Below are 25112 nucleotides of genomic sequence, written 5' to 3'. Positions count from 1 at the left end.
AAAAAAGAAGATGAAGGAGCCTTAAATATTTTTGGTACACTCTAAAGCGAAAGTAATATATACAATAATTGTCTTTATAGCACTTGCAGCTTTCGATAATATAATTATCGGTTTATTCCCGCCACTATTTCGCTATATAGCAAAAGATTTAGATGTTGGAATCGCGAAATTGGGAACTGTATCTGCAATTAATATTTTAGTAACTGCCCTTTCTTCCTTATATTGGGGATATTTATCTGGTAAACATAGGCGAAAAAATTTAATCATTATTGGAACACTTATATGGGTAGTATCTGTATTTTTAACAGCTGCAAGTCAAAATTTTATTCAGCTTTTATTATTTCAAATTTTAACAGGAGTCGGTCTAGGATGTATTGCTTCGATTGGCTTTAGTATTTTGACAGACTATATACCTCATCACAAACGTGGTTTAGTGTTAAGTCTCTGGGGTATGGCGCAAGGTTTAGGCGGCATTTTAGGATCGCTAATGGCATCTTTAACAGCGACTGGAACAAGCTGGCGATGGCCTTTTGAAATTGTAGGTTTTATCGGTCTTTTCCTTATTATTCTCTATTTTTTTGTCGAAGAACCGCCAAGGGGTCAATCAGATCCTGAGTTGAAAAAATTATTAAAGACCGGAAAAATATACAGCCATATAATAGAAGCCAAACATATACCTGCAATCCTCTTAAAAGGCAGCAATGTATGGTTGTTTTTACAAGCCTTTTTTATGAATATTTCAACTGGCAGTTTAATTTGGATTCCGACATTATTCATTTATAAAATTCAACAACAAGGTTATAGTTTAGCAACAGCGACAATTGCTTCAGGTTATCTTTATGCGATTTTTCAGCTTGGAGGCATGACCTCTGCATACTTTGGACATCTTGGCGATAAATTACAGGCAAAAACTTATAAAGGCAGGGCGTATATTACTTCTATCTTTGTATTATTGACAATGCCACTGTACATACTTATGTTTATTATTCCGATGAATGACTTATACTTGCCAAATAATCATCATGTCCTATCCATTTTATTTAGTTTGATTAAACAAATATTTACAAATCCGTGGATTGCATCATTGTTCATCTTATCGTTCTTTGCATCAGCAGCCCAATCAGCAAACACACCGAATTGGCTTGCGCTCATTACAGATGTCAATTTACCGGAACATCGGGGTACTGCATTCAGTGTAGCAAATCTTTCTAATAGTCTAGGAAGAACAATTGGAAATGTCGGAGTAGGATTGCTGCTTGGCATCATTTCATCACATGTTCATGAACCATACAGTTATATTGTGACGCTTTCATTGCTGCAAATGTTTTTTCTGCCATCGGCCATTAGTTATATATTAATGGCTAAAAAAAATGTCTCAGATATTAAAGCAGTAAAAGCAACGCTTCAAAAAAGATCGTAATGAATGCTGCTATTTTTAGTCGGTTATAAAAATTGGTAGGGAATCGTTGACAAGTCAGATTATTTTAATTATAATGAATAAAAAATAAAGAACGGAAATCTCTTATCAAGAGAGGCGGAGGGACTGGCCCTGTGAAGCCTCAGCAACCATAATCGGTATGGTGCTAATTCCAGCAGAGTTTTTTAGCTCTGGAAGATGAGGGGAGGATCTTTCTATAATGGAGGCCTCTTCCCTTGGGAGAGGTTTTTCGTTATAGAGAGGGGCATAATTTGTATGAATATTAATGTGGCACAAATTAAAGAAACGTGGGTAAATGATTATTTAGATTTATATTTATTTGCGAAAAATATTGGAGACATTAAGTGGCAACAAGAAATTTTAGAAATTCTTAAGTCAGCTGATCAAGAGATTGAAAAAGAAAAAGAAGTAATCCTTCATAAAGAGCTTTGGGATGAGTATGATCAAATTAATGAACAGCTTCTTTCTATTTATGAACAATTAAAAACGAATCCATATCGAACAGAATTACAAGATCGATTGTGGGAGCTTAAACTAAAGCGAGTTGAATTAAACCGACAAATTCAAGAAAGGGAACACTCGAAACAAATTCTTACGAAAAATAATGATATAAAAGCCAATGAGTACTAATTTATAGTACCCATTGGCTTTTATTTTAAAATAGAAATAATTGAGTTATAGAAAGGTATGTTGTATACTTAAAATATTATTATTTTTCAAATATATAAACTATGTAAAAAAGAGGGAATTATCAATAAAAATGATATGGAGGTAAGGATAATGGAAAATATGATGATGAATATGAATATGATGATGTCTATGGAAAAAATGATGTGTGAAATGAAATGTATGAAAATGATGATGGATAAAATGATGGGTATGAATATGGAAATGGATATGAGCATGATGATGTCTAAAATGCAGGATTGCGATGAAATGATGACTTCAATGATGGCAATGATGCGTGAAATGAAAGAAAAAAGTGTAAAATAATCGCTTTATGTACATAAGGCTGTCGACAAAATATTTGTCGGCAGTCCTTTTTATTGTAAATTTATGGTGGTTTTCCGAAGCTTTCTGCTTTATAGATGTTTTTGTTTAATAGAAGAGGTTCTATTTCTTTAATAAAATTATAAGCTGAAATCAAATTCAAAGTTAGTATGTTATGTTCTTTCATAAGGTAATTGCTGATAAAAATAATTAGGCTTATTCACTTTGTTATTGTAAGGCTTGTGAAAGATATGCGTTGTAGCTGGTGATACTGGGGGGATCAACCATACCCAATTTCCAGTTACTTCCCTTCCCATCTCTCGTTCCTTCTCCTCAAATTGTTTAAACTGATGGGCGGCTGTATGATGGTCAACGATACTTACTCCGTCTTCTTTAAAAGAATGAAGAACGGCGGTGTTTAGTTCAACGAGTGCGCGATCCTTCCAGAGACTCGCATTTGTTTTTCTATCTAGCCCCATTAAATCGGCTATTTTCGGAAGCATATTATATCTATTTTCGTCTGCTAAATTTCTTGCAGCAATCTCAGTTCCCATATACCAACCGTTAAAGGGAGCTGCCGAGTATGTTATTCCGCCAATCTCAAGCTTCATACTAGAAATAATCGGAACAGCGTACCATTTGAGATTCAAGTCTGCAAACCATTCATAATTAGGATGACGAAGTGGAACCTCAAGGATCATTTCTTCCGGTATTTCAAACCATTTAGGAGGATGATCATTAACTTGTATAACTAAAGGCAGAATATCAAATGGTCCACCTTTTCCTCGCCAGCCAAGCTTTTGACATACTTCTGTAAAAACAATAGAGTCAGGATCACCTATTACCCCGTGCTCAGTTTGATAACCAGCGTAACGAATAAGCTGATGATTCCAAATTCTAATTGATTGATTTCCGACCGTTGGTAAAAAGATTGTAATGGTTGGACGGATGCGGCCTTTATTTGTAGCAGTATTGATATGTTCAAGGAGCGCTTCGAATATTTGTGTCTCTGTTTGTAACTCTCTCTTATCGATCACCTTTAAATTTTTCCAAAATAGTCGTCCAATACAACGATTACTATTTCTCCAAGCTAATTTTGCGCCATAATCTAGTTCGTCATATGTCAGTTCATATTGACCATACTTTTCAATCTGTTCATTGATTTCAATTAGTCTTTTCTCTAATGCTTCATCATCTTTTTTCGTTTCGTAATAATATAACCGGATAAATTCTTCTGCATCTTTAAACAATGATGAATCCTCCTATACTTGCTTATCATTAGTTTAATCATAGTGGAATATTTATTGCGAATACAAGTTAATGTTCGTGACAAAAATATGACAAATTCATACTTGAAAAGTTGTTACAGGTATGAATAAATGGACAATATCGTGAAAACTATACAAAATTCCGACTAATCTGATAGAATGGTAAGTTAAAGGGAGGTTTTAGCAATGCGTTTAAGCCAAGTAGTTAGAAGTGGTCCAAATCAATACATATGTGAAGAGAATGCATTGAAATTTCTAGAGGAAAAGTTAGAAGATTTTAAAAATCCAGTGGTCATTACAGGTAAGAAATCTTGGAATGCTTTTTTAGAATTCGGCTCTGTACCAAGCCAGTGGCCGGTATTAACATATGATCATACAGCTAGTGATAAAAATATTGCTGAACTTGCTAAGAAAGCTGCACACGCCGATATGATCGTCGGGATTGGCGGGGGAAAAGTACTTGATACAGCGAAAGGAGTTGCAGAATTATTAAATATTGAAGTAACACTGGTTCCAACCCTTGCAGGAACATGTGCTGGATTTACGCCATTATCCGCCATCTATGATGAAAATGGGCAATTTAGTCATGTCGCCTATTATAAACGTTCGGCATATCTTACGCTAATTGATTTACGTATTATTTTACATTCACCGGTTGAATATTTGCTCGGAGGTATTGGCGATTCACTTGCAAAATGGTACGAATCGGAGGGAATCACACGCAATCAGCATTCACTTCCAGTTATGGTTAAATTAGGGCTGAGTTCTGCAAAAATAATTTACGAAGGAATTCTCCGATATAGTGAACAAGCAGTCAAAGATCATGCTGAAAAAAAGCTAAGCGCTGCTTTTAAAAATATCGTTGAAATTATTATAGGAGTAGCAGGAACTGTTGGAGGATTTGCGGGAGAATATGGCCGGATGGCAGGTGCTCACGCAATTCATAATGGCCTTTCCTTCTTACCTGAAACACACGATATTTTACACGGTTCAAAAGTTGCTTACGGCATTCTTGTTCAATTAGCAGCTTTGCAACAATTTGCTGAAATTAAGCAGCTGCTCCCGCTCTATAAAAAATTAGGTTTCCCTTATAATTTAAATACGCTACACGTAACCGGTGGAAGGGAAGAAGCGATCGCAAAAGTATCCGCCTACGCAGCCCGAAAAGAGGAATCATTTATTTTACTAGGAAACTTTACAAAAGATAATATAGCTTCTGCGATGAGGGCGGTTGAAGAATTAGCTGTACAGGAGGTTTCCATTCAATAAGGATACAATCCAACATTTGCATGTGCAAAAATAAAGCTAAATTGATATAATAATATTATTAAGCAAGGTATGCAAACAATGGCAGCATCCCTTGCTTTTTTATGAGTATAAGGGAGGAGCCATATGTATTTAACAGTAAAGGAAACAGCGGAGTACCTATCACTGCCAAAATCAATCGTTGAAAAATTGATTCAAGAGAAGCGTATTAGGGCTGTCTATGACGGTGAACAGTTTTTAATTAATAAAGATCAATTTCGTACATATTTCTCTCAACTTGAAAAATATAGAGCACTTGTAGAGGAATGGCTAAATGAACCTATCCCTGAAGACTTAGATGTAAAGGATGAAGATTAACTTATTTAACTGCCGCGATTATTTGACTTCTTTTATATAATTAGATAAAATACAAAGCGTTACCCTATAGAGTTTTTTATGCCTGTTAAATCGTAATGGGTATGATTTAATTAGAAGATTTATATGTTAATAAGGTTTATATTGTCTATTTATGTAGAATAAATCGTAACCATTTCGACTTGAAAAGAAAATAGATGGAGTGATCAATGGGTGAAGTATAAAGGCAGCTTTCGATTACTTATTATGCTTACAGTTATTTTCGTTACTTTGGCAGGTTGTAGTACTTCAACAAAATCGAAACTTGCTGATTCTAAACATAAACTGCAAGTTGTAACAACTTTTTATCCGATGTATGAGTTTACGAAAAATATTGCTGGTGATAAAGCGGATGTAAAGCTATTAATACCTTCAAATGTGGAACCGCATGATTGGGACCCTGCACCGAAAGATGTAGGGAAAATTCAAGATGCAGATGTATTTATATATAATAGTAAATATATGGAAACTTGGGTGCCGAATATACAAAAAACGATGAATCACGATGCGCCAATATTTGTGGCTGCCAGTAAAGGAATTTCCTTTAAAAAAGGTGTTGCAGAGGATGGAACACCTAATGAAGTAGCTATAGATCCTCATGTATGGTTAAGCCCGGTTTTGGCTCAAAAAGAAGTTCAAAATATTACTAAGTCATTAGTTAAAGCTGATCCTAAAAATAAAAAATACTATGAAAAACATAGTGCTCAGTATATGGCAAAGTTGAAAGAGCTAGATCATGAATATAGGACACAATTAAAACATGTGAAAAAACGTGAAATCATTACGCAGCATGCAGCATTTGGTTATCTTGCTGCAACATATGGCTTAAAGCAAGTACCAATTGCAGGTTTATCACCTGATCAAGAACCAAGTGCAGCAAGATTAGCAGAATTGAAATCATTCGCACAGGCTCATCACGTGAAAGTTATTTATTTTGAAGAATTAGCCTCTCCGAAAGTAGCGAAAACGTTAGCAAATGAAATTGGAGCAAAAACGGATGTGCTAAACACGTTAGAAGGCTTGAGCACAGCGGATCAAAAAAAGGGACTTAATTACATTACGGAAATGAAACAGAATTTAAAAAAACTAGTACAATCATTAAATGAATAAGAATGGGGTGAAGACTTTGAAACTCGTACAAATGGAAAAAGTTGTTTTCGGTTATGCACATACACCAACATTAAATGGGATTTCTTTAACGATTGACGATGGTGAATTTGTAGGAATTGAAGGACCAAATGGCGCATCAAAATCTACACTTCTGAAATTAATGTTAGGATTGTTAAAACCATGGTCAGGGAAAGTAACGATTAGTAAGAAAAACCATAATGGAAAACCATTAAGAGTGGGATATGTCCCGCAACAAATTGCTTCTTTTAATGCAGGATTCCCAAGTACTGTTATTGAACTTGTTCGTTCAGGCAGATTTGAAAGTAAGAAATGGTATCAAAAGATGACAGAGACGGATCATCTTTTAGTAAAAAATGCCTTAATGATGGTTGGGATGTGGGAGCATCGCAATAAAAAAATCGGCGATTTATCTGGAGGACAAAAACAGAAAATTTGTATTGCCCGTGCATTAGCAGCAGAAGCCGACTTACTAATATTAGATGAACCGACGATCGGAATGGATGTATCTAGCCGAAAAGAGTTTTACCAATTTTTACAACATCAAGTTAAGCAGCATCATAAAACTATTTTAATGGTTACACATCAGCATGATGAAATGGAAGAATACTTTGATAAAGTGATCCACTTGGAGGAAGGGGAAAAAGGAAGATGGAAATGTTTCACTTTGAATTCATGCAGCGAGCATTCATTGCTGGTGGACTCATTGCAATCATAGCACCAATATTTGGGGTCTATCTTGTATTGAGAAGACAGTCACTGATGGCAGATACCCTTTCACATATTTCATTGGCTGGAGTAGCCATTGGCTTTTTTATTCATTCAAATATTAGTATTGCTAGTATTATTGTCGTTATCATTGGCGCCGTAGCGATCGAATATATGAGAAGGTTTTATGCATCATATTCGGAAGTCTCAATTGCGATTTTAATGGCTGCAGGCTTATCTTTAGCACTTTTTTTGATGAGTTTAACAGAAGGTGGAATTTCAGCTAATATTGAGCAATATTTATTTGGTTCGATTGTAACAATCAGCCAGGAGCAAGTTTCTGTATTATTGATTGTTACGGTGTTGTCACTTCTTTTCTTTTTAATTTTTAGAAGATCTATGTATTTAATGACTTTTGATGAGGATACTGCATTTACGAGCGGTGTACGGACTAAAGCATTATCATTGTTTTTTAGTATTTTAACAGGCTTGGCAATCTCTGTTATGATTCCAACTATTGGTGTGTTATTAATCTCTGCTTTGCTTGTGTTGCCTGCAGCATTTGCGATTAAGTTCGCCAAAGGATTTATATATGTGATCATTACAGCAGTTATTGTCGCGTTTGTAAGTGTAAATGTTGGACTTGTTTCCTCATATCAATTAGGAACTCCGCCAGGTGCAACGATTACTTTATTTATGGTTATCGTTTTTTTAATTGGTTTTATCGTTCAAAAAGTTGCCCTTTCTTTAAAAAGATCACGGACACGTGTGGATTGATTCATTCATACGTGTCTTTTTTTATGTTATGATTATAATAGTTTAATATGAATGCGTTAACATGTTTCGGGGAAGTGGGGATTAAGGGATGTTACAAGCAATTAAAGGGAATCTCGTAGTTTCTTGTCAGGCATTAGAAAATGAACCATTGCATAGTCCTTTTATTATGGCTCATATGGCTAAGGCAGCTAGGGAAGGTGGAGCAGCTGGAATCCGTGCGAATGGATATGATGACATTGTAGCTATTCGAGCTGAAGTCAACCTGCCGATTATAGGTATTGTAAAAAGAGATTATCCAGATTCAGATGTCTATATTACACCGACGAGAAAGGAGGTTGATGAGCTTTTATTAGCAAAAGTAGAAATGATTGCGCTTGATGCAACAAATCGTAAACGTCCAAATCATGAAGATCTTGCTGGGCTGATTCAATACATACACCATCATGGCACTTTAGTAATGGCGGACATATCAACAGTTGAAGAAGGTATCGACGCTTGGAAGCTAGGGGTGGATTGCTTATCTACGACATTATCTGGTTATACGCCATATTCTTCCAAACAAACGGGTCCAGACTTTGAACTGTTACAGAAGTTAGTAAAACAGGCTTCCATTCCTGTTATTGCAGAAGGACATTTAAATACTCCTGCTGATGCAAAGAAAGCATTGGAACTTGGAGCACATTCAGTTGTTGTAGGTTCAGCTATTACACGCCCGCAACTTATTACAAAGGCATTTGTTGATGGTATGAGAACGTAACATACTATATCTAATAGAAAATAAGAGGCTGGGACAAAAGTATATTAACGAAAGAACCCCCAAATATTGCACACTAACTCCGCTCCGAAAATATGCTTCGCTTTTCACGGGCGGCTGGTGAGCCTTCTCGTGCTCATGACTGCGAGGTCTCATCTCCCGCAGGAATCCACGTCTATTTCCGGAGCTGATTTATGCAATATTCGTCTTTAGCTAACCACTTTTGAGTTTTGTCTCAGCCTCTTTATGGAAAGTTATTTAAGTGATTCCCCAAAAGCACCTTCAAATACAGATTCAGCTACAGGACGGCGAGGAGATGGAACTTCTCTGCTGCGTAGACTTTCTGGTAATGCGTCTTTGTCACCTTGATACCCGATCGCAACAAGGGCATTAATCGCATAGTCTTCTGGAATATTAAGTACTTCACGAGCTTTTTCAAAATCAAAGCCTGTCATAGGATGAGTAATTAATCCTTTACGTGTAGCTTCTAATGAAAGATAGCCCCAAGCTGCTCCAGCGTCAAAAGCATGTGAGCGGAATTCACCAGAGTCACTCGTTAATTTTGAAATAATAAGTGCAAAGGCTGGAACATCTTTACACCATGTTTGGTTAAATTCACCAATGAAGCTCATGAATTTTTCACGGTCTTCTGGAGTACGGGCAATAATAAAACGCCATGGCTGAAAGTTAAAAGCAGATGGAGCCCAGCGAGCTGCCTCAAATAAGCTAAGCAAAGTATTCTCTTTCACTTCTTTGCTAGAGAATGATCGAGGTGACCAACGTTCTAAATATACTGAATCGATTTCATAATCCGATTTTCGTACTGACATGTTATTCCTCCTATTCGTCTTTTCATTCGTCACTATTTTATCCGAGTTCAGTCAGTGTTACAAATAATTAATCTTAAATATTTGTACTTTCTAAAAACGTTTCACTTTGCTTCGAATAAAGAATAAGAAAAACCCCATCGAATAATGTCAATGAGGTTTTTCTACATGCTGAAACACTAGTTAGCAGTGGTTTTGATTAATCAGCCAGTATTGCGCAATCCTGCAGCAATTCCATTGATAGTTAGCAAGACTTCCGTTAATAAACTATCTGGTTTTTCTTCATTTGTTTCTTGTGCACGTAATTGTGAAATGAGATACACTTGGAATAAGTTTAGCGGATCAACATATGGATTACGTAAGCGAACAGATTCTTTAATGTTTGGAATATAATCTAATAGTTCTTTTTGACCTGATATTTTTAGTACTAGTTCTTTTGTGAGATTATATTCTTCTTTTATATTGTTATAAATTCTTTCTGCAATTGTTTTATCTTGAATCATTTCGGTATATTCTTTTGCAGTAGCAAGTTCTGCTTTAATTAACGCCATTTGTAAGTTGTTAATAGTTGCTTGGAAGAATGGCCAAGTTTGGTACATCTTTTGTAAAAGCTCAAGATTGCCTGTTTCTTCAATATATTTTGCGAGACCTGTTCCAGCTGCGTACCAAGCAGGAAGCAATTGTCTGCTTTGTGTCCAAGCGAATACCCAAGGGATTGCACGTAAATCTTCAAAACGGGCACTATTCTTACGGCTCATTGGTCTTGAACCGATATTTAAATCTCCAAGTTCGTTTAATGGAGTCGCTTGCTTGAAATAAGTTAAAAAGTCTTTATCATTGAAAACAAGATCTTGGTATTTCGCTAATGAGTATTCTGATATTTGATCCATTGCTTGGACTGCAATGTTATTTGGAATAACATCACGATCAGCGCGTGCTTTATGACGAGTAATGGCTGTCATCATTGTAGATGTTGCTTGTTCCAAACTTCGGTAAGCAATATCTTTTAATAAATAACGAGATGAAAGAACTTCACCTTGTTCAGTTATTTTGACACCATCACCTAATGTAACTGCTGGTTGAGACATCAAACTTGAATATAATGGACCACCGCCGCGACCGAGTGAGCCACCGCGACCATGGAAGAATTTTAGTTTCACTCCATATTTTGCAGCAATTTCATGGATTTCTTTTTGGGCTTTGTACAGCTGCCAGTTTGCAGTTAATGTACCACCATCCTTACTGCCATCAGAATATCCAAGCATGATCTCTTGTAAATTATTACGCACTTCTAGATGATTCCGATAAATTGGAATATCAAATAATTGTTTCATCATTTTTGGACCATTTTTTAAATCCTCAATTGTTTCAAGCAATGGACCAATATGAATCTCACTAAGGATTTGACCATTCGGATACACGCGATATAAACCTGCTTCTTTTGCTAGAACAAGTACTTCAAGAACATCACTAACAGACTCTGCCATACTGATAAGGTAAACTTCAATCGAGCGTTCACCAAATGTTTGATGGGCACGTTTAATCATCCGGAAAGTATTGATGATTTCCTGAGTTTCCGGGGTAAAAGTGTCATAAATCGAAATCATTGGTCTTGGATCATTTAATATTTTTAATAATGTACTTACTTTTTCGTCCTCAGACAGATTTTTATAATCTGCAGCGATATTTACGTTGTAAAGTACCTCAGCAATGGCCGATTCATGTTCGCCGCTATGATTTCGAATATCTAGTGAGGCTAAATGGAAACCAAAAAGCTCAACTTGTCTAATCACTTTGCGTAATAATTTAATAGGAAGTGAATCCGGATGATGTTGATTAATGCTTTCTCTAATCAAATAAAGATCTGCCAATAATTCTTGTACGGACTGATAGCCTTCACCGTTTTTCTCAATGTTTTCAAGTTTATGAAGCATGATCGTTAATTTTCTACGGTAAATTTCATCCTCTGTTTGCCATTTTCTGCCGTCGATTGTCTTTTCTTCTTTTTCTACAGAAGCAATTAAAGCTGTGCTTACATTCACTTTTTTTACAGAATGACTAAGCAACTCACGCAGTTTTGTAAGAGATTTTTGATACTTTTTCAATACTAAATTGCGTTGCATTTCTAACGTCTTCCATGTTGTTTCAGCTGTAACATTTGGATTTCCATCGCGATCTCCGCCAATCCAAGAACCGAAACGTAAAAAAGAAGGAACTTTATATCTTCGACCAAAAGATTCATATAAATAATCTTCTAAGTCTTCATGTATTCTTGGTAAAACATCAAACAGAACATTATTAAAATAGTAAAGACCGTTTTGAACCTCATTCAAAACAGTTGGTTTCTTTTCACGGATTTCTGATGTTTGCCACAGAATCGTGATTTCATTTAAAATCGTTTCTTCAATGACTTTCTTTTCATATCTAGTATTGGCGTAATCTAATGCCTTTAAAAGATCAGCAATTCTTTTGTGTATTTGCAGGATCGTACGTCTTGTTGCTTCTGTCGGGTGTGCTGTAATAATCAGCTCCAATGAAAGCGTTTCTAAAAGTTCGGGAATCATGTCAGCTGTAACCTTTTGTTTTACTAATTGTTCAATACCATCTTCAAGTGAACGAGGCTGTACGCTTTCTGATCCGCCTGATTGATATTCGCGGCGGCGCCTAATGCGATAATTTTGTTCAGCAATATTAAATAAATGTAAATAAGTAGAAAATGCACGAATCACTTCTTGTCTCAAAGGAGGATGCAGGGAAGTTATTTTTTGCTTTAATTGGTGATATGCTTCTTTATCATGCGTTTCTCTTATTTTATGAGCAAGTGTACGAATATCTTTAATCGTATTAAGCAGTTCTTCGCCTCCTTCGAAGAGAATAACCCGATCAAGTAATTCGCTTAAAAAGTTCATATCTTCTTGTAATACAAGATTACTAACTTTTTTATCATCTAGTTGATTCAAGATGTATGCTCCTTTCTAAAAGGAATTCGACTATGTAAGAATCGTTAACTATAATTATACTTCTAAACACTAAAAAGTCTAATATTTTTCAATATTAAAAAACGATTGATTCAATCACTTTTTACGATTAAGAATTATTTTGAAAATAAAATAATATTTTATTAATATAATTTATGAATCGAGGTGCTGATGTTTATAACATGTGCCTTTTAACTGTTGGCTTAGATTGTTAAGGAGAATAGCGCTATCTTATGTGAATCTGTTCGCCATATAATACATTAGTCTTTAAGGAGGACTGTTCGTTTTGTGATAGGAGATAATAAAACTTATTATTATCATTTTTCGGCATGCACAGAATTTTAAAGTACATATAAAAAGTGAGGAATTAATTTTTTGAAAATAATTATTGAAAAGAAAAATAGAATGTCTCTCGCGGCTTATAATTATGTATAACCTTCACATTAAATGTGAATTCGCTTTCTATATTAGGAAAATATTTTTTCTTTTAATGCCATTTAATAACGATAAACATATATATGGGAAAATAATGGGCTAATGGGATCCATTCATATGTCTAACAAAAATATTGTGAGGATTACCTACAAGTTTAATGATAAATGTTTATGACAGTTAGATAATAGATATATCTTGGTGCATTTCAAGATAAAGGGGATGATATATTGGAAAATTAGTTAAGTAACATGAAATTGTTTTATAAGTATAACAAGCATGGAAGGAATCTATGTGCATATTCGAATAGCCTGCTTTAATTTAGAAAGTAAATTACTTTTAGAGCAAACAACCATTACACGCTAAAATCATGAATGCAATTTCTGCGGTTACTATTTTCCAAGCGAGAAACCCCCGATAATTATTTCATTTGGACTTTGAAAAAGCTCTTTAGTCGCAGAAACCGAGAAGACAAAGTCGATCCTCGTCCGGTTACCTATAGATGCTGTTGGGACCGCTCCTCTGAATACATGCGAAAAGGAATGTCTATAAGTGTTTTGTAATAAGAACTCGGAAGGCATTTCTGTTTATCAAAATGATATCGAAACTTACTTACTACATTTAAACAAAGGAAATTTTCAATGTGAATGATTTTAATCAGGGCCCATCATATAGGTATGGGCTAGTGAACATTGTCACATAACGTTGTATGTACATTTCTACACAAAGACGATGGACACAAAATAATAGGAGGGAAAAAAATGAAGGTGTTTATTTCTTTAGGTCGTCCATTTTACGAAGCTTATCCTCAAATTATTGATGATATTAAAAATTTAGGAGTGGAAGTTTCTTATTTATTTGAAGATTTTACTGCAAATAAACAAGATTTAATAAAGCATATAAAAGATGCAGATATTTTAATTAATGGGGTTGATCAAATTGATCGTGAAATCATGGACGCAGCACCACGTTTAAAATATATTTTAAAATATGGAACGGGTGTGGATAATATCGATCTAGAGTACGCTTCGGAAAAGGGAATTATCGTGACAAATGCCCCTGGTCAAAATGCTGCTTCGGTTGCAGAATTTGCTGTCGGGCTGATTTTAGCAATTTCAAGAAGAATCCCGGAAGCACATGATTTAGTAAGAAACTATCAATGGAGATTTACGATGGGGAACGAGCTTTACGGAAAAAGGCTTGGAATTATCGGGTTTGGCAATATTGGGCAACAAATTGCGCAAAAAGTTTCGGGTTTTGACATGGAGGTTGTCGCTTTCGGTTCATACAAAGATGCAGATGCTGCAAAAAAATGGAATGTTACTTATGTCGATTTGGATGAATTAATGGAAACATCGGATTATATCGTTGTCAGCACATCGTTAAAGAAGTCTACTTATCATCTTTTGAACAATGAAAAACTACAAATGATGAAAAAGTCCGCCTACTTAATTAATATTGCTAGAGGAGATATTATTGATGAGGAAGCATTATTAAGCGTGTTGAAACGAGGGAACATTAAAGGAGCTGCATTGGACGTCTTTGCAAGCGAGCCGACAAATTCAGAATTAACTCAGCTCTCTAATGTTATACCAACTCCTCATATTGGTGGCGCAACTGAAGAATGCTTACGGAGAGTGGGGGAAATTACAGTAGAAAACATTGCGAGGTTTAAAAAAGGAGAACCACTTTCAAATATCGTTACAGCAAAGGAACTTATTAAATAAAAACCATCTATAAAAGGCTGGGACAAAAGTTTAGTAGCTAAAGAACCCCGAATATTGCGCTCCACCCCTGCTCCGGAAATATACTTCGCTTTCCGTGGGCGAGCCTCTTTTTAGTTAAAATTAAGAAAAAATTAAGCCTTTATTTCTATAATGAATAAAATCAATATAGGGGTAAAGGATGCGGTTAATATGCAATTTAATAAAGGAGTGAAGGTAGCGCTTGTTGCTTCAATCATAGGGGTAGGGTCTACGTCATTATTGCCTGGCTTGGCATATGGTGAAACGAATTCTTCGATTCCCCAAGGAGAACAGAACGTATCTAGTTCTACACAAAAGAATGAAATAGCTACTTTGACACAGATTGCAATCAGTGGTGCCACTCTGAATCAATCTTTTTCTCCAAATTTAAAAACTTATACAGCAATGGTCGCCAACGATGTAAAAGAAGTTCAATTGCTTTTAAAATCAGACGATCAGAATGCTGTCATCACAGTCAATGGGAAAAAGATAACAAGTGGTGTAGCTACAACTTTAACATTAACAACAGGAAAGAATGATTTTCTTATAAAGGTTGCAGATGGTACTGAAATAAATACGTACCATCTTACGATTAATAGACAGCAAAGTAATCAAAATGAGCTTCAAGCACTGACATTATCGAATGGAAAGCTATCACCGTCATTTCAATCAGCTATTACTTCTTATAATGTAATAGTGGAAAATGAAATAAAAGCCTTAACGGTTAACGCAAAAGCGAAGGACGAAGTAGCAAAAATTAAGGTGAACGACAAACAACTTACTTCGAAAGGTGCTTCTGTCAATATTCCAGTCGGCAACTCTAATATTGTCATTAAAGTTACAGCGGAAAATGGAGAGGTTAAAACATATACAATTCATGTTACAAGAGAGGCTGCGAAAAAAGAGAAGTCTGCTTCACAAACTACTGCAAAGACGGAGACAAAAAAGCAAACTTCTAAAAAAGATATACAAAAGGAAAAAAAGACACCTGCAACAAAGGTAACGACAGAAAAGCATTCATTTATAGCAGACAAAACACGCGCTGGAAAGAACAAGATGGAAGTAAAAACGATGAAACTTGCTAGCAGGAAAACAGCAGCACAATCTCAAACTCAATCTCCATCTCAGTTTTCAGCTAAAAAGATGAAATCAACGACGACAGCTACCGTTTCTTTTAATCAGCAAACACAAAGTGAACAAAGGACTGCTTTTTCAAATAGCAAAACTCAGGAGAAGGCAAGTACAGCAATTTTATCGGCACTGGCCACATCACATGGAACTTGGAATAAAGCTTTCCAGTCCGATGAATTTACGTATCATGTAAAGTTATCAAGCAATGTAAGTTCCGTAAAAATAAGTGCAACGCCCACTTATGCAGATGCTAGTATTTCAATTGAGGATAGCACCAACAATGACATAACATTTGGAGATCAGCAGTCAAAGAAAATCATTTCAGTAGTTGTTAAAAATGGTGATGATCAAAAGACGTATGTGCTAGTGTTTAACAAAACAATTAAAAGTAAAGATACAGATGATCATACAGAAAAAAATACAGAAACAGCTTCAAGTATAAAAAGCACTTCAGCCAGTGCGGCGACTGACACATCAACAATCAATAAAGATAATCATACAACAATTATTAAACATCAGCAGCAGAACCATTCATCATGGTTTGCTAAAATCGTGGACACTATCGGGAATTTCTTTAAATCATTATTCAATTAAACATTGTCTATTCAGCAGTGAAGGTCATCGACCATCACTGCTTTTTTATTATTAAAAACAGTATTAGAGTTATGGAGGAAAAAGACTGGAGAAGGGGGATGCAATAAATTATATTTGTGAATCTATTCACGTATAAAAAATATTAATGTAAGCGCAATCAATTTAAAAATGTTGATATGACAAGTAATTAGTGAATAATTTTCACAGTTTCGCCATATATTTTGTGAAATATTTCACAAATAGATGCTATAATTACTTATGTAAACAGAAGATATTAACAAAATATTAACAGAAAGGGATGATCGAAGCACTCGCAATTAGGTTATCCACAAGTGAAAAAAGTAATTTAAACTGGATGAAAGTTACATGATTGGCAAATAATATTCATGAAATGTACTGTTCAATTGGGGGACGAAGAAATGGCTATTTGGCATCAGATTTATAACCCGCTCGGGAATATTTGGTTATCTGCTCTTATTGCAGCAATTCCGATTCTATTTTTTATCATTGCTTTAACAATATTAAAATGGAAAGGATATATTGCAGGTATATCGAGTGTAATCGTTGCAGGTCTTGCTGCCATCATTGTATATAAAATGCCAGTAAGTTTAGCTGTATCAGCAGCAGGATTCGGTGTGCTGGCAGGGCTGTGGCCCGTTGCTTCTATTGTTCTAGCTGCTATCTATTTATATAAATTAACAGTTAAAACAGGGAAATTTGAGGTAATAAAGTCTAGTATTTCTTCTGTTACAGAAGATCAACGTTTGCAAGTTTTACTTGTTGCCTTTTCATTTGGAGCTTTTTTAGAAGGGGCTGCCGGATTTGGTGCACCAGTTGCTATTACTGCAGCCATTTTAGTCGGACTTGGATATAAACCATTGCGTGCTGCGGGTCTTTGCTTAATTGCTAACATAGCGGGCGGCGCATACGGAGCAATGGGGATTCCAGTAACAACACCTGCACTGTTGACAGGTCTTAACCCATTATCGGTTTCAAGGTATACAGCGCTAGTACTACCAGCTCTTTGTTTGATCATCGCCGTTCTGTTAATCTTTATGATTGATGGTTTCAAGGGAATTAAGCAAACGTGGCCAGCAATCATAGTTAGTGGAGGATCATTCGGATTAACTCAGGCGGCTGTACTATATTTTTTAGGCAGTGAACTAGCAGACATTTTTGCAGCGATTATAAGTCTTATTGCATTAATTCTATTTTTAAAAGTATGGAAGCCGAAGGAAATATATCGGGTTAATGGAAAAAGTGTAAAGAAAGCTGTATTTCAAAATCTTTCAATTGGAAAAATCATTTATGTATGGTTGCCATTCGTTTTCTTAACAGTAATTGTAACAATTTTCAATTTGTCATTTTTTAAAAATCTTATTGCAGTCGGTGGTCCATTAGAAAAACTGATTTTATATTTGCCGATTTCAACTTTGAACAATCTTGTCATTCGTGGGGTTCCAGTTGTAGCAAAGGCAAGTCCATATCCGGCAATCTTTAAACTGGACTTATTAACTTCAACAACTACAGCTATCGTTATTGCTATTATTCTTACAGTAATTGTTTTTCGAATTAATGCGAAAGTATTAAAGGAAACAGCGATAGAAACAGGGAAAGAATTATTAGTACCGATATTAACAATATGCAGCGTTTTAGCTTTTGCTTATATTTGTACTTATTCTGGAATGTCTTCAACACTTGGTCTTGCCTTTGCATCAACTGGGCATATATTCCCGCTGTTCTCGCCAATTTTAGGATGGATTGGAGTGTTCTTAACAGGTTCTGTTGTGAATAGTGGATCCTTATTTGCACCACTTCAATCTGTAACAGCGACGCAAATTGGGCTTCCTCCTGAAACAATGGTAGCTGTGAATGTAATGGGAGGAACAATGGCGAAAATGATTTCTCCACAATCCATTGCAGTTGCAGCAGCAGCTGTTGGACTTTCAGGTAAAGACCATGATTTATTTAATTTTACAATTAAGTACAGTCTTGCATTATTAGTATTGATTGGCATTGTAAGTTGGATTATTTTCTAAATTCATATTCGAAAGGGAGTTTTTTAAATGAAAAAAGTAAATCGTGTTGTTGTTATTGGAACAGGTGCAGTTGGAACAAGCTATTGTTATTCAATGATTAACCAAGGAGTAGCAGAAGAACTTGTATTAATTGATATTAACGAACCAAGAGCAGAAGGAGAAGCAATGGATTTGAACCACGGTGTACCATTTGCACCAACTCCAACAAAAGTTTGGAAAGGTTCTTATGAAGACTGCGGTGATGCCGATTTAATCGTGATTACTGCAGGTGCACCACAAAAACCAGGCGAAACAAGACTTGATCTTGTAGAAAAGAACGCAAAAATCTTTAAAGGTATGATTAAAAGCATCATGGACAGTGGCTTTAACGGGATTTTCCTTGTAGCAAGTAACCCAGTTGATATTTTAACATATGTTACTTGGAAAGAATCCGGATTACCAAAAGAACAAGTAATTGGTTCTGGTACAGTACTTGATTCCGCACGCTTACGCTATCAACTTAGCAGCCATTTTAATGTTGATCCAAGAAATGTCCATGCATCTATTATTGGGGAACACGGCGATACAGAATTACCTGTTTGGAGCCATGCAAAAATTGGTTTGAATGATATGGAAACAGTGATGAAAAAGGAAAATATTAATCAAGAAGATTTAGATCAAATTTTTGTTGATGTTAGAGATGCCGCATATCAAATTATTGAACGTAAAGGAGCAACATATTACGGAATCGGCATGTCACTCTGCCGAATCACTAAAGCAATTTTGAATAATGAAAACAGTGTTCTTCCAGTGTCAGCTCTCCTTGAAGGTCAATACGGTCATGAAAATGTGTATGTTGGTGTTCCTGCTGTTGTTAACCGTCAAGGAATTCGGGAAATCATTGAAATTAAATTAAGCGATAGAGAAAAAGAACAATTTGACCACTCTGTAAAAGTATTAAAAGAAACAATGAAACCAGTTTTGTAAAATAGATTGATTAAAAAACGGGGCTGCCTTTTAGTAGTCCCGTTTCTTCAACTAAAGGAGAATTGGTATTTACATGAGAGAGGCAGGCTGAAATAGGGAATAAGACCGAAAAAGTAGAGGTAAAAACGAAAAAACGAGTTTAAACTGAAATCAAAGAGGAACAGCGTAAATAAAGAGAAATTGGACTACCATAAAGGAGAGAGAAATAATAGAGATTAAACTCAACTGAAAACCTTTGTGGAAATATAAAAAATCTCCTAGGAGTCCAATAAAAAAAGATCGTTGAGGATTGCTCAACGATCTTTTTTGACTAATTTAAAATAATTACTTTTACAGTACGTCTTCCCCAAGAAATACAAGATTTTTTGTCTGGCATTAGAAGGTCGATTTTATGTCCGCGGATGGCACCGCCAGTATCTCCAGCGATTGCAACTCCGTATCCTTCTACCCAAACTTTACTGCCTAGTGGAATAACAGAAGGATCGACAGCGATTAGCTTCATGTTACGATTCTTTTTAATGTTATATCCAGAAGCCGTAATATCTAATGATGTATCTTCATGGCTGTAAGCTGTAGCGGAAACGTAAAATTCTTTTCCTGAATGATTGTTATTGCTTGTATTCGAGTTTGAACTTGTGCTTGAGTTTGTGTTTGCACTTGCGTTTGAAGTAGAATTTGTTTGTTTTGCTGATGTTTCCTGCGAAGTTTTTGCTTCAGCAACAACTTGTTGTTCTTCTTTTTGTTGTTCTTCTTTAGCTTTTGCAGCTGCTTTTAATTTTTCCTCTCTAGCTTTCGCAGCAGCTTGTTCTTTTTTCAATTCTTCTTCCATTGTGCTAATCTTTGTTTCTATATTTGATTTATTTTCTTTTGCTTTTGAAATATCATTTTTAATATTATTATATTTTGTATTAAGTGATGCTAACGCTTTTTCCTTTTCTTGCAAATCTGATTGAAGCTTTGCTTGGCTCGCTTCTAAATTTTGCTGATCTGCTTCTAAGATATTTTCTTGACGAGTAATTTCCTTTTTATCATTTTCAATCTTAGCAAGATCAGATTTTTGCTGTTCTAAAAGATTACTGTCAGCTTTTAGAAGTGTCGTAACGGCACTAATTCGATCAATTAAGTCACCAAAACTTTCAGCATTAAGAATCGTTTCAATAGCAAAACTGTATTGATTGTTTTTTTGCATTGCAACGAGACGCTTTTTAATTAAATCTTCGCGGGCTGAAACTTGATCCTCGAGATTAACAATTTCATCCTTTTTCTTTTCAATAATTTGATTTGTTGCATCTATTTTATCTTCTAATGTTGCAATTTGTGATTTATTCTGTTCAATAGATGATTGTATTGAATCCCAATCTTTTTGTATTTTCTCCATTTCATCATTCACAGATTGTGCTTCTTTTTCCTTTTGGTGAATGACATTTTGATTATCTTCTAGTTGTTTTTGCAAGGATTCTTGGTTTGTTTCTGCATAGGCTGCGATTTGCGACATAAATAATGTAGCGATAAAAGCTATTACAACAATTCGCCTAACTAATTGCATAAGACAACTCCCTTCTTCGTCTACTATGTTATAACATAAAATAGTAGGGTGAAAAATTACAAACATATTAAATTCATATTACGAGAAATAAAAGTAGATATTAAATACGGGTGAGAAACCTATTAAAATAGCATGATATTTGCTATAGAAAATCTTCATTTTTTAGAAGAAATTGATAGATTTTTGAATGTATTTTTTAATGTTGTATGATAGAAAATGTAGTGAAACTAAATTTGATCGGAGGGAAAAGTGGATGGCTATAGTCGATATTACGATTTATCCAGTAGGGACTGAAACAACGAGTGTCAGTCAATATGTTGCGGAAATTGAAAAAGTGTTGGAACAGGAATCAGATCGTGTAAAGTTTCAATTAACACCAATGAGTACGTTGATTGAGGGAGAACTTAAAGATTTATTTGAAATTGTGCAAAAATTGCATGAGGTGCCATTCCAACATGGCATTAAAAGGGTGGAAACAAATATTCGCATTGACGACCGCCGAGATAAACCATTAACAATGGCGGGGAAAATTGATTCGGTCAAAGCGAAGATGAAATAAAAAAGGAAATGTTAGGAGGCTGGGATAACCTCAAAAGTGGTTAGCTAAAGACGAGCATTGCACGAATCAGCTCCGAAAATACGTATACTCCTGCGGGAGGATAGGATCACCAGTTGCCCACGGAAAGTGAAGTATATTTCCGGGACGGTAGGAGCGCAATATTCGGGTTGTCTTTAGTTAATATACTTTTGTCCAAGCCTCTTGACTTTTTACACAAGCCCTCACCATCGCAATAATGCAACAAGGGCTGTTCTAGGAATAAAAAGCTTGTTTTAGCTGCTCGCTACAATATATCAATGCTTCTCTCGCCTTAGGTACAAACGTATACATATTAGCAAAACCGTGAATAAGGGTGTCATAGTTGCGATATTGCACATCAACACCGAATGATCTTAAACGTTCTGCATAAGCTTTTCCAACATCCCGTAATGGATCGAATTGTGCGGTAACAACAAGTGCTTTTGGCAAGCCAGCAAGGCTTTTTGCTAAAATTGGTGAGGCGTAAGGATTATATTGGTCTTGTTCCGTTCTATAATAATGATCTCTAAACCAACGCATAAAATCCGTAGTCAATAAATAGCCTTGCCCATTTTCAATCATAGATTGCGGTATCTCTTCATAGCCTGTTGATGGGTAAATCAGTAGTTGGTAGCACAGAGACGGAGATTTCCTTTCTTTGGCCATGAGACAGGCGACAGCAGCTAAATTTCCGCCAGCACTATCTCCACCTACAGCAATCCGTTCAACATCAATATTCAGCTCTTTTGTATGGGAAGCAACCCAATGTAAGCTATCATACGCATCCCAAACAGCTGCAGGGAATTTATGCTCAGGTGCTAAACGATAGTCGACGGAAATGACCATACAAGAAGCATAGTTAGTAAAAAATCTGCAAATTGAATCGTGAGTATTCAGCGATCCAAATACCCAACCGCCTCCATGATAAAAAACGAGTGTAGGAAATGGACCTTGCCCATTAGGCGTGTATATCCTAATAGGGATATTCCTGTCTTCCAATGAGATCAGTCGGTTTTCAACTTGTGCAACCTCTTCTCCAGTTTCAGAGACTTGAAGTTCTTGACTTTTCCTCATTTGCTCGGGTGTTACTTGGTCGATTGGCGGTAAAGTAAGGGCATTTAATTGATCAAGATATTGTTGAATAACTGGCTCTACTGGCATACTTCTGAACCCCCTTCATTTTTAAAGTGTTTTTGTATACGTTATTGTTTCTCATTAAACCGTCATAAAGTTATTGAAGCGGAAGGTGCGAGACCTCTGCGAGAAAAGCGAGAATCCCGGGGAGGAAATCAAACCTCTAGTTTTATGAAAAAATAACAGTCCTAAAAAAAATATTTACTTACTAATAGAAGCTCCCCCATTGTTTATAAGCGCGAATAGTGCGGAAGGATTTAGTGGAACAGTAAGACCCTGCAGGCGTGAAGCGCCGAGGAGTCTCAGCATTCGCCTGCGGAAAGCAAGTATGCTGGAGCGGAAATTTACTCTTTAAGAGAGAGCCTGGTTTCACAATAGTATATATGGCAAAACCTTTTTTATGTAAAAACTATTCGCACAACCTCCATTAGATTCCCCCATTTTCGTAATTGAATACTTCAATAAAAGTAATTTTCAGAAATAAACATACACTTTATAAAAAGGCATTTATCCAATCGTAGCGAATGTTTTTAACAAGTATGGATTTTTCGCATTGTAACAATTCGAAAGGGGAAATGGTTATGTCTATAAAAGATATAATCCAACAGGAAAATCAGGAGTTTTATACAGCTGAATTTCTGCAAGTGAAAAATTGGATGACACCCAATCCATATTGCATCCGACTCGGTCAAACATTACGTGCAGCTGGTGAAATGATGGAGCAACTTAAAATTGATAGCTTGCCTGTTATAGATGACAATGATCAGCTGATTGGGCTATTAACTTTAAAAAAACTGTTTTCCTATTTTTTACATGGCAAAGAAAATGTCAAACTGATTCATTGCATAAAACGAAATGTTAAGGCTGTTCGTCCAACTGATTCAATCTTAAGTACCGCACCATTACCGTATGAACAGTTACTTGTTGTAGATGAATGTAAGAAAGTAGTTGGTATTTTATCGTTAAGAGATATGATGGATGCCTATTGTAAACTCGTTCATAGACTGCAGCAAAAGGAAAATACAGCAGATGTATTACGAGCCATTTTAGAAAGTGCGTATGAAGGCATTGCGGTAGTCGATCAATATGGTGTTTTGTTAGAGTTTAATGAAGCATACAGCCGTTTTACTGGTATACAGCGAGCAGATGCTATTGGACGTCATGTTGCCGAAGTGATCGATAATACCCACTTGCATATTACGGTAAAAACAGGAATTCCGGAGCGAGGAGTTATTCAGAATATTCAAGGGCAAGACATGGTTGTTCATCGAATTCCAATTTGGAATGAAGGGAAGGTCACGGGAGCAATTGGAATGCTTATTTTTGAAGGGGTGTCGGAAGTATATAAAATTTATGAAACGTTACATAAGGGGCATGTGAGGGGGAAAAAGAGGCAGTCATTTTCTCTAAAACAAGAAGATAGTCGAATGACACTGGACCAAATTATCGGAGTAAGCGAGGAAATTTCCAAAGTAAAGCGTATAGCGCGTAAGGCAGCAAGAACAACAGCGACAGTATTAATTACAGGGGAAAGTGGAACAGGAAAGGAAATGTTTGCTAAAAGCATTCATCACTTAAGTCCGCATTCTAGTGGCCCATTTATAAGTGTGAATTGTGGAGCAATTCCAGAGCCCTTATTTGAATCTGAACTGTTTGGCTATGAAGAAGGCGCTTTTACTGGTGCTAAAAGGGGCGGTAAGCAAGGAAAACTTGAGTTAGCTCATAACGGAACGATACTTTTAGATGAAATTGGAGAAATGCCGCTTGTCATGCAAACGAAATTGCTTCGAGTTCTGCAAGAAAAAGAAGCTGAAAGAGTAGGCGGTGTTCAAAAATATCGAGTGAACGTCAGGATTATTGCCGCAACGAATCGCGATTTAAGAGAGATGATGAATGAGGGACTGTTTAGGGAGGATCTTTACTACCGGTTAAATGTGATTCAACTGCATGTTCCTCCTTTGCGGAAGCGAAGAAAAGACATTCCTATTTTATTATCCTATTACTTGAAAAAATTATGCGAAAAATACCAACTTCAGGAAAAACACGTTACTTCAGCAGCTGTTTCTTCATTTATTCGCCACGACTGGAAAGGTAATATACGAGAAATGATTAATACAATTGAACAATTAGTTACGCTTGTTGAAGGGAATATCATTGATGTACATCATTTACCTGAGATGATGAAGGAAAAAAGTACGGCGTTAGTGACTAATAACGATTTAAAGGATACGCAAGCAATTTCAGTGATACAGGAAGCTAAAAATATTGGAAAGCAGAAGGAAAAAGAAATGATTATTAAGGTATTGAAAGAAGCCGGAGGAAGCAAAAAGAAAGCAGCGGAGATGTTAGGGATTCATCGAACAACACTTTACCAAAAATTAAAAAAATATAATATTCGATAGGAGAAATTGTGTTGTGATG

At 35.8% G+C, this 25112-nt stretch carries 20 protein-coding genes and 1 riboswitch; of the genes, 15 read left to right on the top strand and 5 right to left on the bottom strand.

From position 1 onward, the window contains the following. Positions 1 to 31 precede the first annotated feature (31 nt). The 3 genes from G4D61_RS08125 to G4D61_RS08115 all read left to right on the top strand — a co-directional run bounded on the left by G4D61_RS08125 (position 32) and on the right by G4D61_RS08115 (position 2431). Positions 32 to 1420: an MFS transporter gene (locus tag G4D61_RS08125; protein ID WP_025731312.1), complete on the top strand. Its 1389-nt coding sequence runs from the start codon at positions 32 to 34 to the stop codon at positions 1418 to 1420. Between the two features lie 99 nt (positions 1421 to 1519). Then, positions 1520 to 1622, top strand: a riboswitch (SAM riboswitch). A 71-nt stretch (positions 1623 to 1693) separates the two neighbouring features. Continuing rightward, positions 1694 to 2068 (top strand): hypothetical protein, encoded by a 375-nt coding sequence (locus G4D61_RS08120; RefSeq protein ID WP_025731311.1) that lies wholly within the window; start codon positions 1694 to 1696, stop codon positions 2066 to 2068. Positions 2069 to 2218: 150 nt separating this feature from the next. Then, a complete protein-coding gene (locus tag G4D61_RS08115; protein WP_025731310.1) occupies positions 2219 to 2431 on the top strand; it encodes a hypothetical protein in 213 nt (70 codons plus the stop codon). Between the two features lie 170 nt (positions 2432 to 2601). Here G4D61_RS08115 and G4D61_RS08110 read toward each other — a convergent pair whose 3' ends face one another. Further along, positions 2602 to 3678 carry a nitric oxide synthase oxygenase gene (locus G4D61_RS08110; RefSeq protein WP_163173659.1) on the bottom strand — a complete coding sequence of 359 codons (1077 nt, stop codon included), beginning with the start codon at positions 3676 to 3678 and terminating at the stop codon, positions 2602 to 2604. Between the two features lie 204 nt (positions 3679 to 3882). On the opposite strand from G4D61_RS08110, the gene G4D61_RS08105 reads away from it, so the two are divergent. The 6 genes from G4D61_RS08105 to G4D61_RS08080 all read left to right on the top strand — a co-directional run bounded on the left by G4D61_RS08105 (position 3883) and on the right by G4D61_RS08080 (position 8725). After that, positions 3883 to 4965, top strand: a complete 1083-nt coding sequence (locus G4D61_RS08105; protein WP_163173657.1) for an iron-containing alcohol dehydrogenase family protein — start codon at positions 3883 to 3885, stop codon at positions 4963 to 4965. A gap of 123 nt (positions 4966 to 5088) precedes the next feature. Next, positions 5089 to 5319, top strand: coding sequence for an excisionase family DNA-binding protein (locus G4D61_RS08100; protein ID WP_025731307.1), 231 nt, complete (start codon positions 5089 to 5091; stop codon positions 5317 to 5319). A 243-nt stretch (positions 5320 to 5562) separates the two neighbouring features. Further along, entirely contained in the window at positions 5563 to 6465 is a 903-nt protein-coding gene (locus G4D61_RS08095) for a metal ABC transporter substrate-binding protein (protein WP_163173687.1), read from the top strand. Between the two features lie 31 nt (positions 6466 to 6496). Beyond that, positions 6497 to 7201 (top strand): metal ABC transporter ATP-binding protein, encoded by a 705-nt coding sequence (locus tag G4D61_RS08090; protein ID WP_371316494.1) that lies wholly within the window; start codon positions 6497 to 6499, stop codon positions 7199 to 7201. After that, entirely contained in the window at positions 7135 to 7968 is an 834-nt protein-coding gene (locus tag G4D61_RS08085; protein WP_025731304.1) for a metal ABC transporter permease, read from the top strand. The genes G4D61_RS08090 and G4D61_RS08085 overlap by 67 nt, the downstream gene beginning before the upstream one ends. Positions 7969 to 8056: 88 nt before the next feature. Next, the gene (locus tag G4D61_RS08080; protein WP_025731303.1) at positions 8057 to 8725 is read left to right on the top strand and encodes an N-acetylmannosamine-6-phosphate 2-epimerase; all 669 of its coding nucleotides are present in this window, start codon (positions 8057 to 8059) and stop codon (positions 8723 to 8725) included. Positions 8726 to 8976: 251 nt separating this feature from the next. Here the strand turns inward: G4D61_RS08080 and G4D61_RS08075 are convergent, their stop codons facing one another. Together G4D61_RS08075 and ppc are read right to left on the bottom strand one after the other, a co-directional pair. Then, on the bottom strand, positions 8977 to 9552 hold the full coding sequence (locus G4D61_RS08075; protein ID WP_025731302.1) for a nitroreductase family protein: 576 nt from the start codon (positions 9550 to 9552) through the stop codon (positions 8977 to 8979). 200 nt (positions 9553 to 9752) lie between these two features. Next, the gene (gene ppc / locus G4D61_RS08070) at positions 9753 to 12458 is read right to left on the bottom strand and encodes a phosphoenolpyruvate carboxylase (protein ID WP_051476306.1); all 2706 of its coding nucleotides are present in this window, start codon (positions 12456 to 12458) and stop codon (positions 9753 to 9755) included. 1262 nt (positions 12459 to 13720) lie between these two features. On the opposite strand from ppc, the gene G4D61_RS08065 reads away from it, so the two are divergent. The 4 genes from G4D61_RS08065 (at position 13721) to G4D61_RS08050 (ending at position 19434) form a co-directional block, all read left to right on the top strand. Next, on the top strand, positions 13721 to 14686 hold the full coding sequence (locus G4D61_RS08065; protein ID WP_025730676.1) for a phosphoglycerate dehydrogenase: 966 nt from the start codon (positions 13721 to 13723) through the stop codon (positions 14684 to 14686). Positions 14687 to 14875: 189 nt separating this feature from the next. Beyond that, complete coding sequence (locus G4D61_RS08060) at positions 14876 to 16429, top strand: cadherin-like beta sandwich domain-containing protein (protein ID WP_025730674.1); 1554 nt, start codon at positions 14876 to 14878, stop codon at positions 16427 to 16429. A 419-nt stretch (positions 16430 to 16848) separates the two neighbouring features. Then, the gene (locus G4D61_RS08055) at positions 16849 to 18468 is read left to right on the top strand and encodes a lactate permease LctP family transporter (protein ID WP_163173655.1); all 1620 of its coding nucleotides are present in this window, start codon (positions 16849 to 16851) and stop codon (positions 18466 to 18468) included. Between the two features lie 27 nt (positions 18469 to 18495). Beyond that, entirely contained in the window at positions 18496 to 19434 is a 939-nt protein-coding gene (locus G4D61_RS08050) for an L-lactate dehydrogenase (RefSeq protein ID WP_025730670.1), read from the top strand. Positions 19435 to 19744: 310 nt separating this feature from the next. Here G4D61_RS08050 and G4D61_RS08045 read toward each other — a convergent pair whose 3' ends face one another. Continuing rightward, a complete protein-coding gene (locus G4D61_RS08045) occupies positions 19745 to 20980 on the bottom strand; it encodes a 3D domain-containing protein (protein WP_025730669.1) in 1236 nt (411 codons plus the stop codon). A 253-nt stretch (positions 20981 to 21233) separates the two neighbouring features. Between G4D61_RS08045 and G4D61_RS08040 the strand changes: the two genes are divergently transcribed. Then, positions 21234 to 21539, top strand: coding sequence for an MTH1187 family thiamine-binding protein (locus tag G4D61_RS08040; protein WP_025730668.1), 306 nt, complete (start codon positions 21234 to 21236; stop codon positions 21537 to 21539). Between the two features lie 252 nt (positions 21540 to 21791). Here G4D61_RS08040 and lipP1 read toward each other — a convergent pair whose 3' ends face one another. Next, positions 21792 to 22718: a LipP1 family hormone-sensitive lipase gene (gene lipP1, locus G4D61_RS08035; protein WP_025730665.1), complete on the bottom strand. Its 927-nt coding sequence runs from the start codon at positions 22716 to 22718 to the stop codon at positions 21792 to 21794. A gap of 554 nt (positions 22719 to 23272) precedes the next feature. On the opposite strand from lipP1, the gene G4D61_RS08030 reads away from it, so the two are divergent. Further along, positions 23273 to 25093 carry a sigma 54-interacting transcriptional regulator gene (locus G4D61_RS08030; protein ID WP_163173653.1) on the top strand — a complete coding sequence of 607 codons (1821 nt, stop codon included), beginning with the start codon at positions 23273 to 23275 and terminating at the stop codon, positions 25091 to 25093. Positions 25094 to 25112: the final 19 nt, after the last annotated feature.

Source organism: Heyndrickxia ginsengihumi (assembly GCF_011008565.1).
Classification (GTDB): domain Bacteria; phylum Bacillota; class Bacilli; order Bacillales; family Bacillaceae_C; genus Weizmannia; species Weizmannia ginsengihumi.
This window is presented reverse-complemented; position numbering and strand designations above follow the sequence as displayed.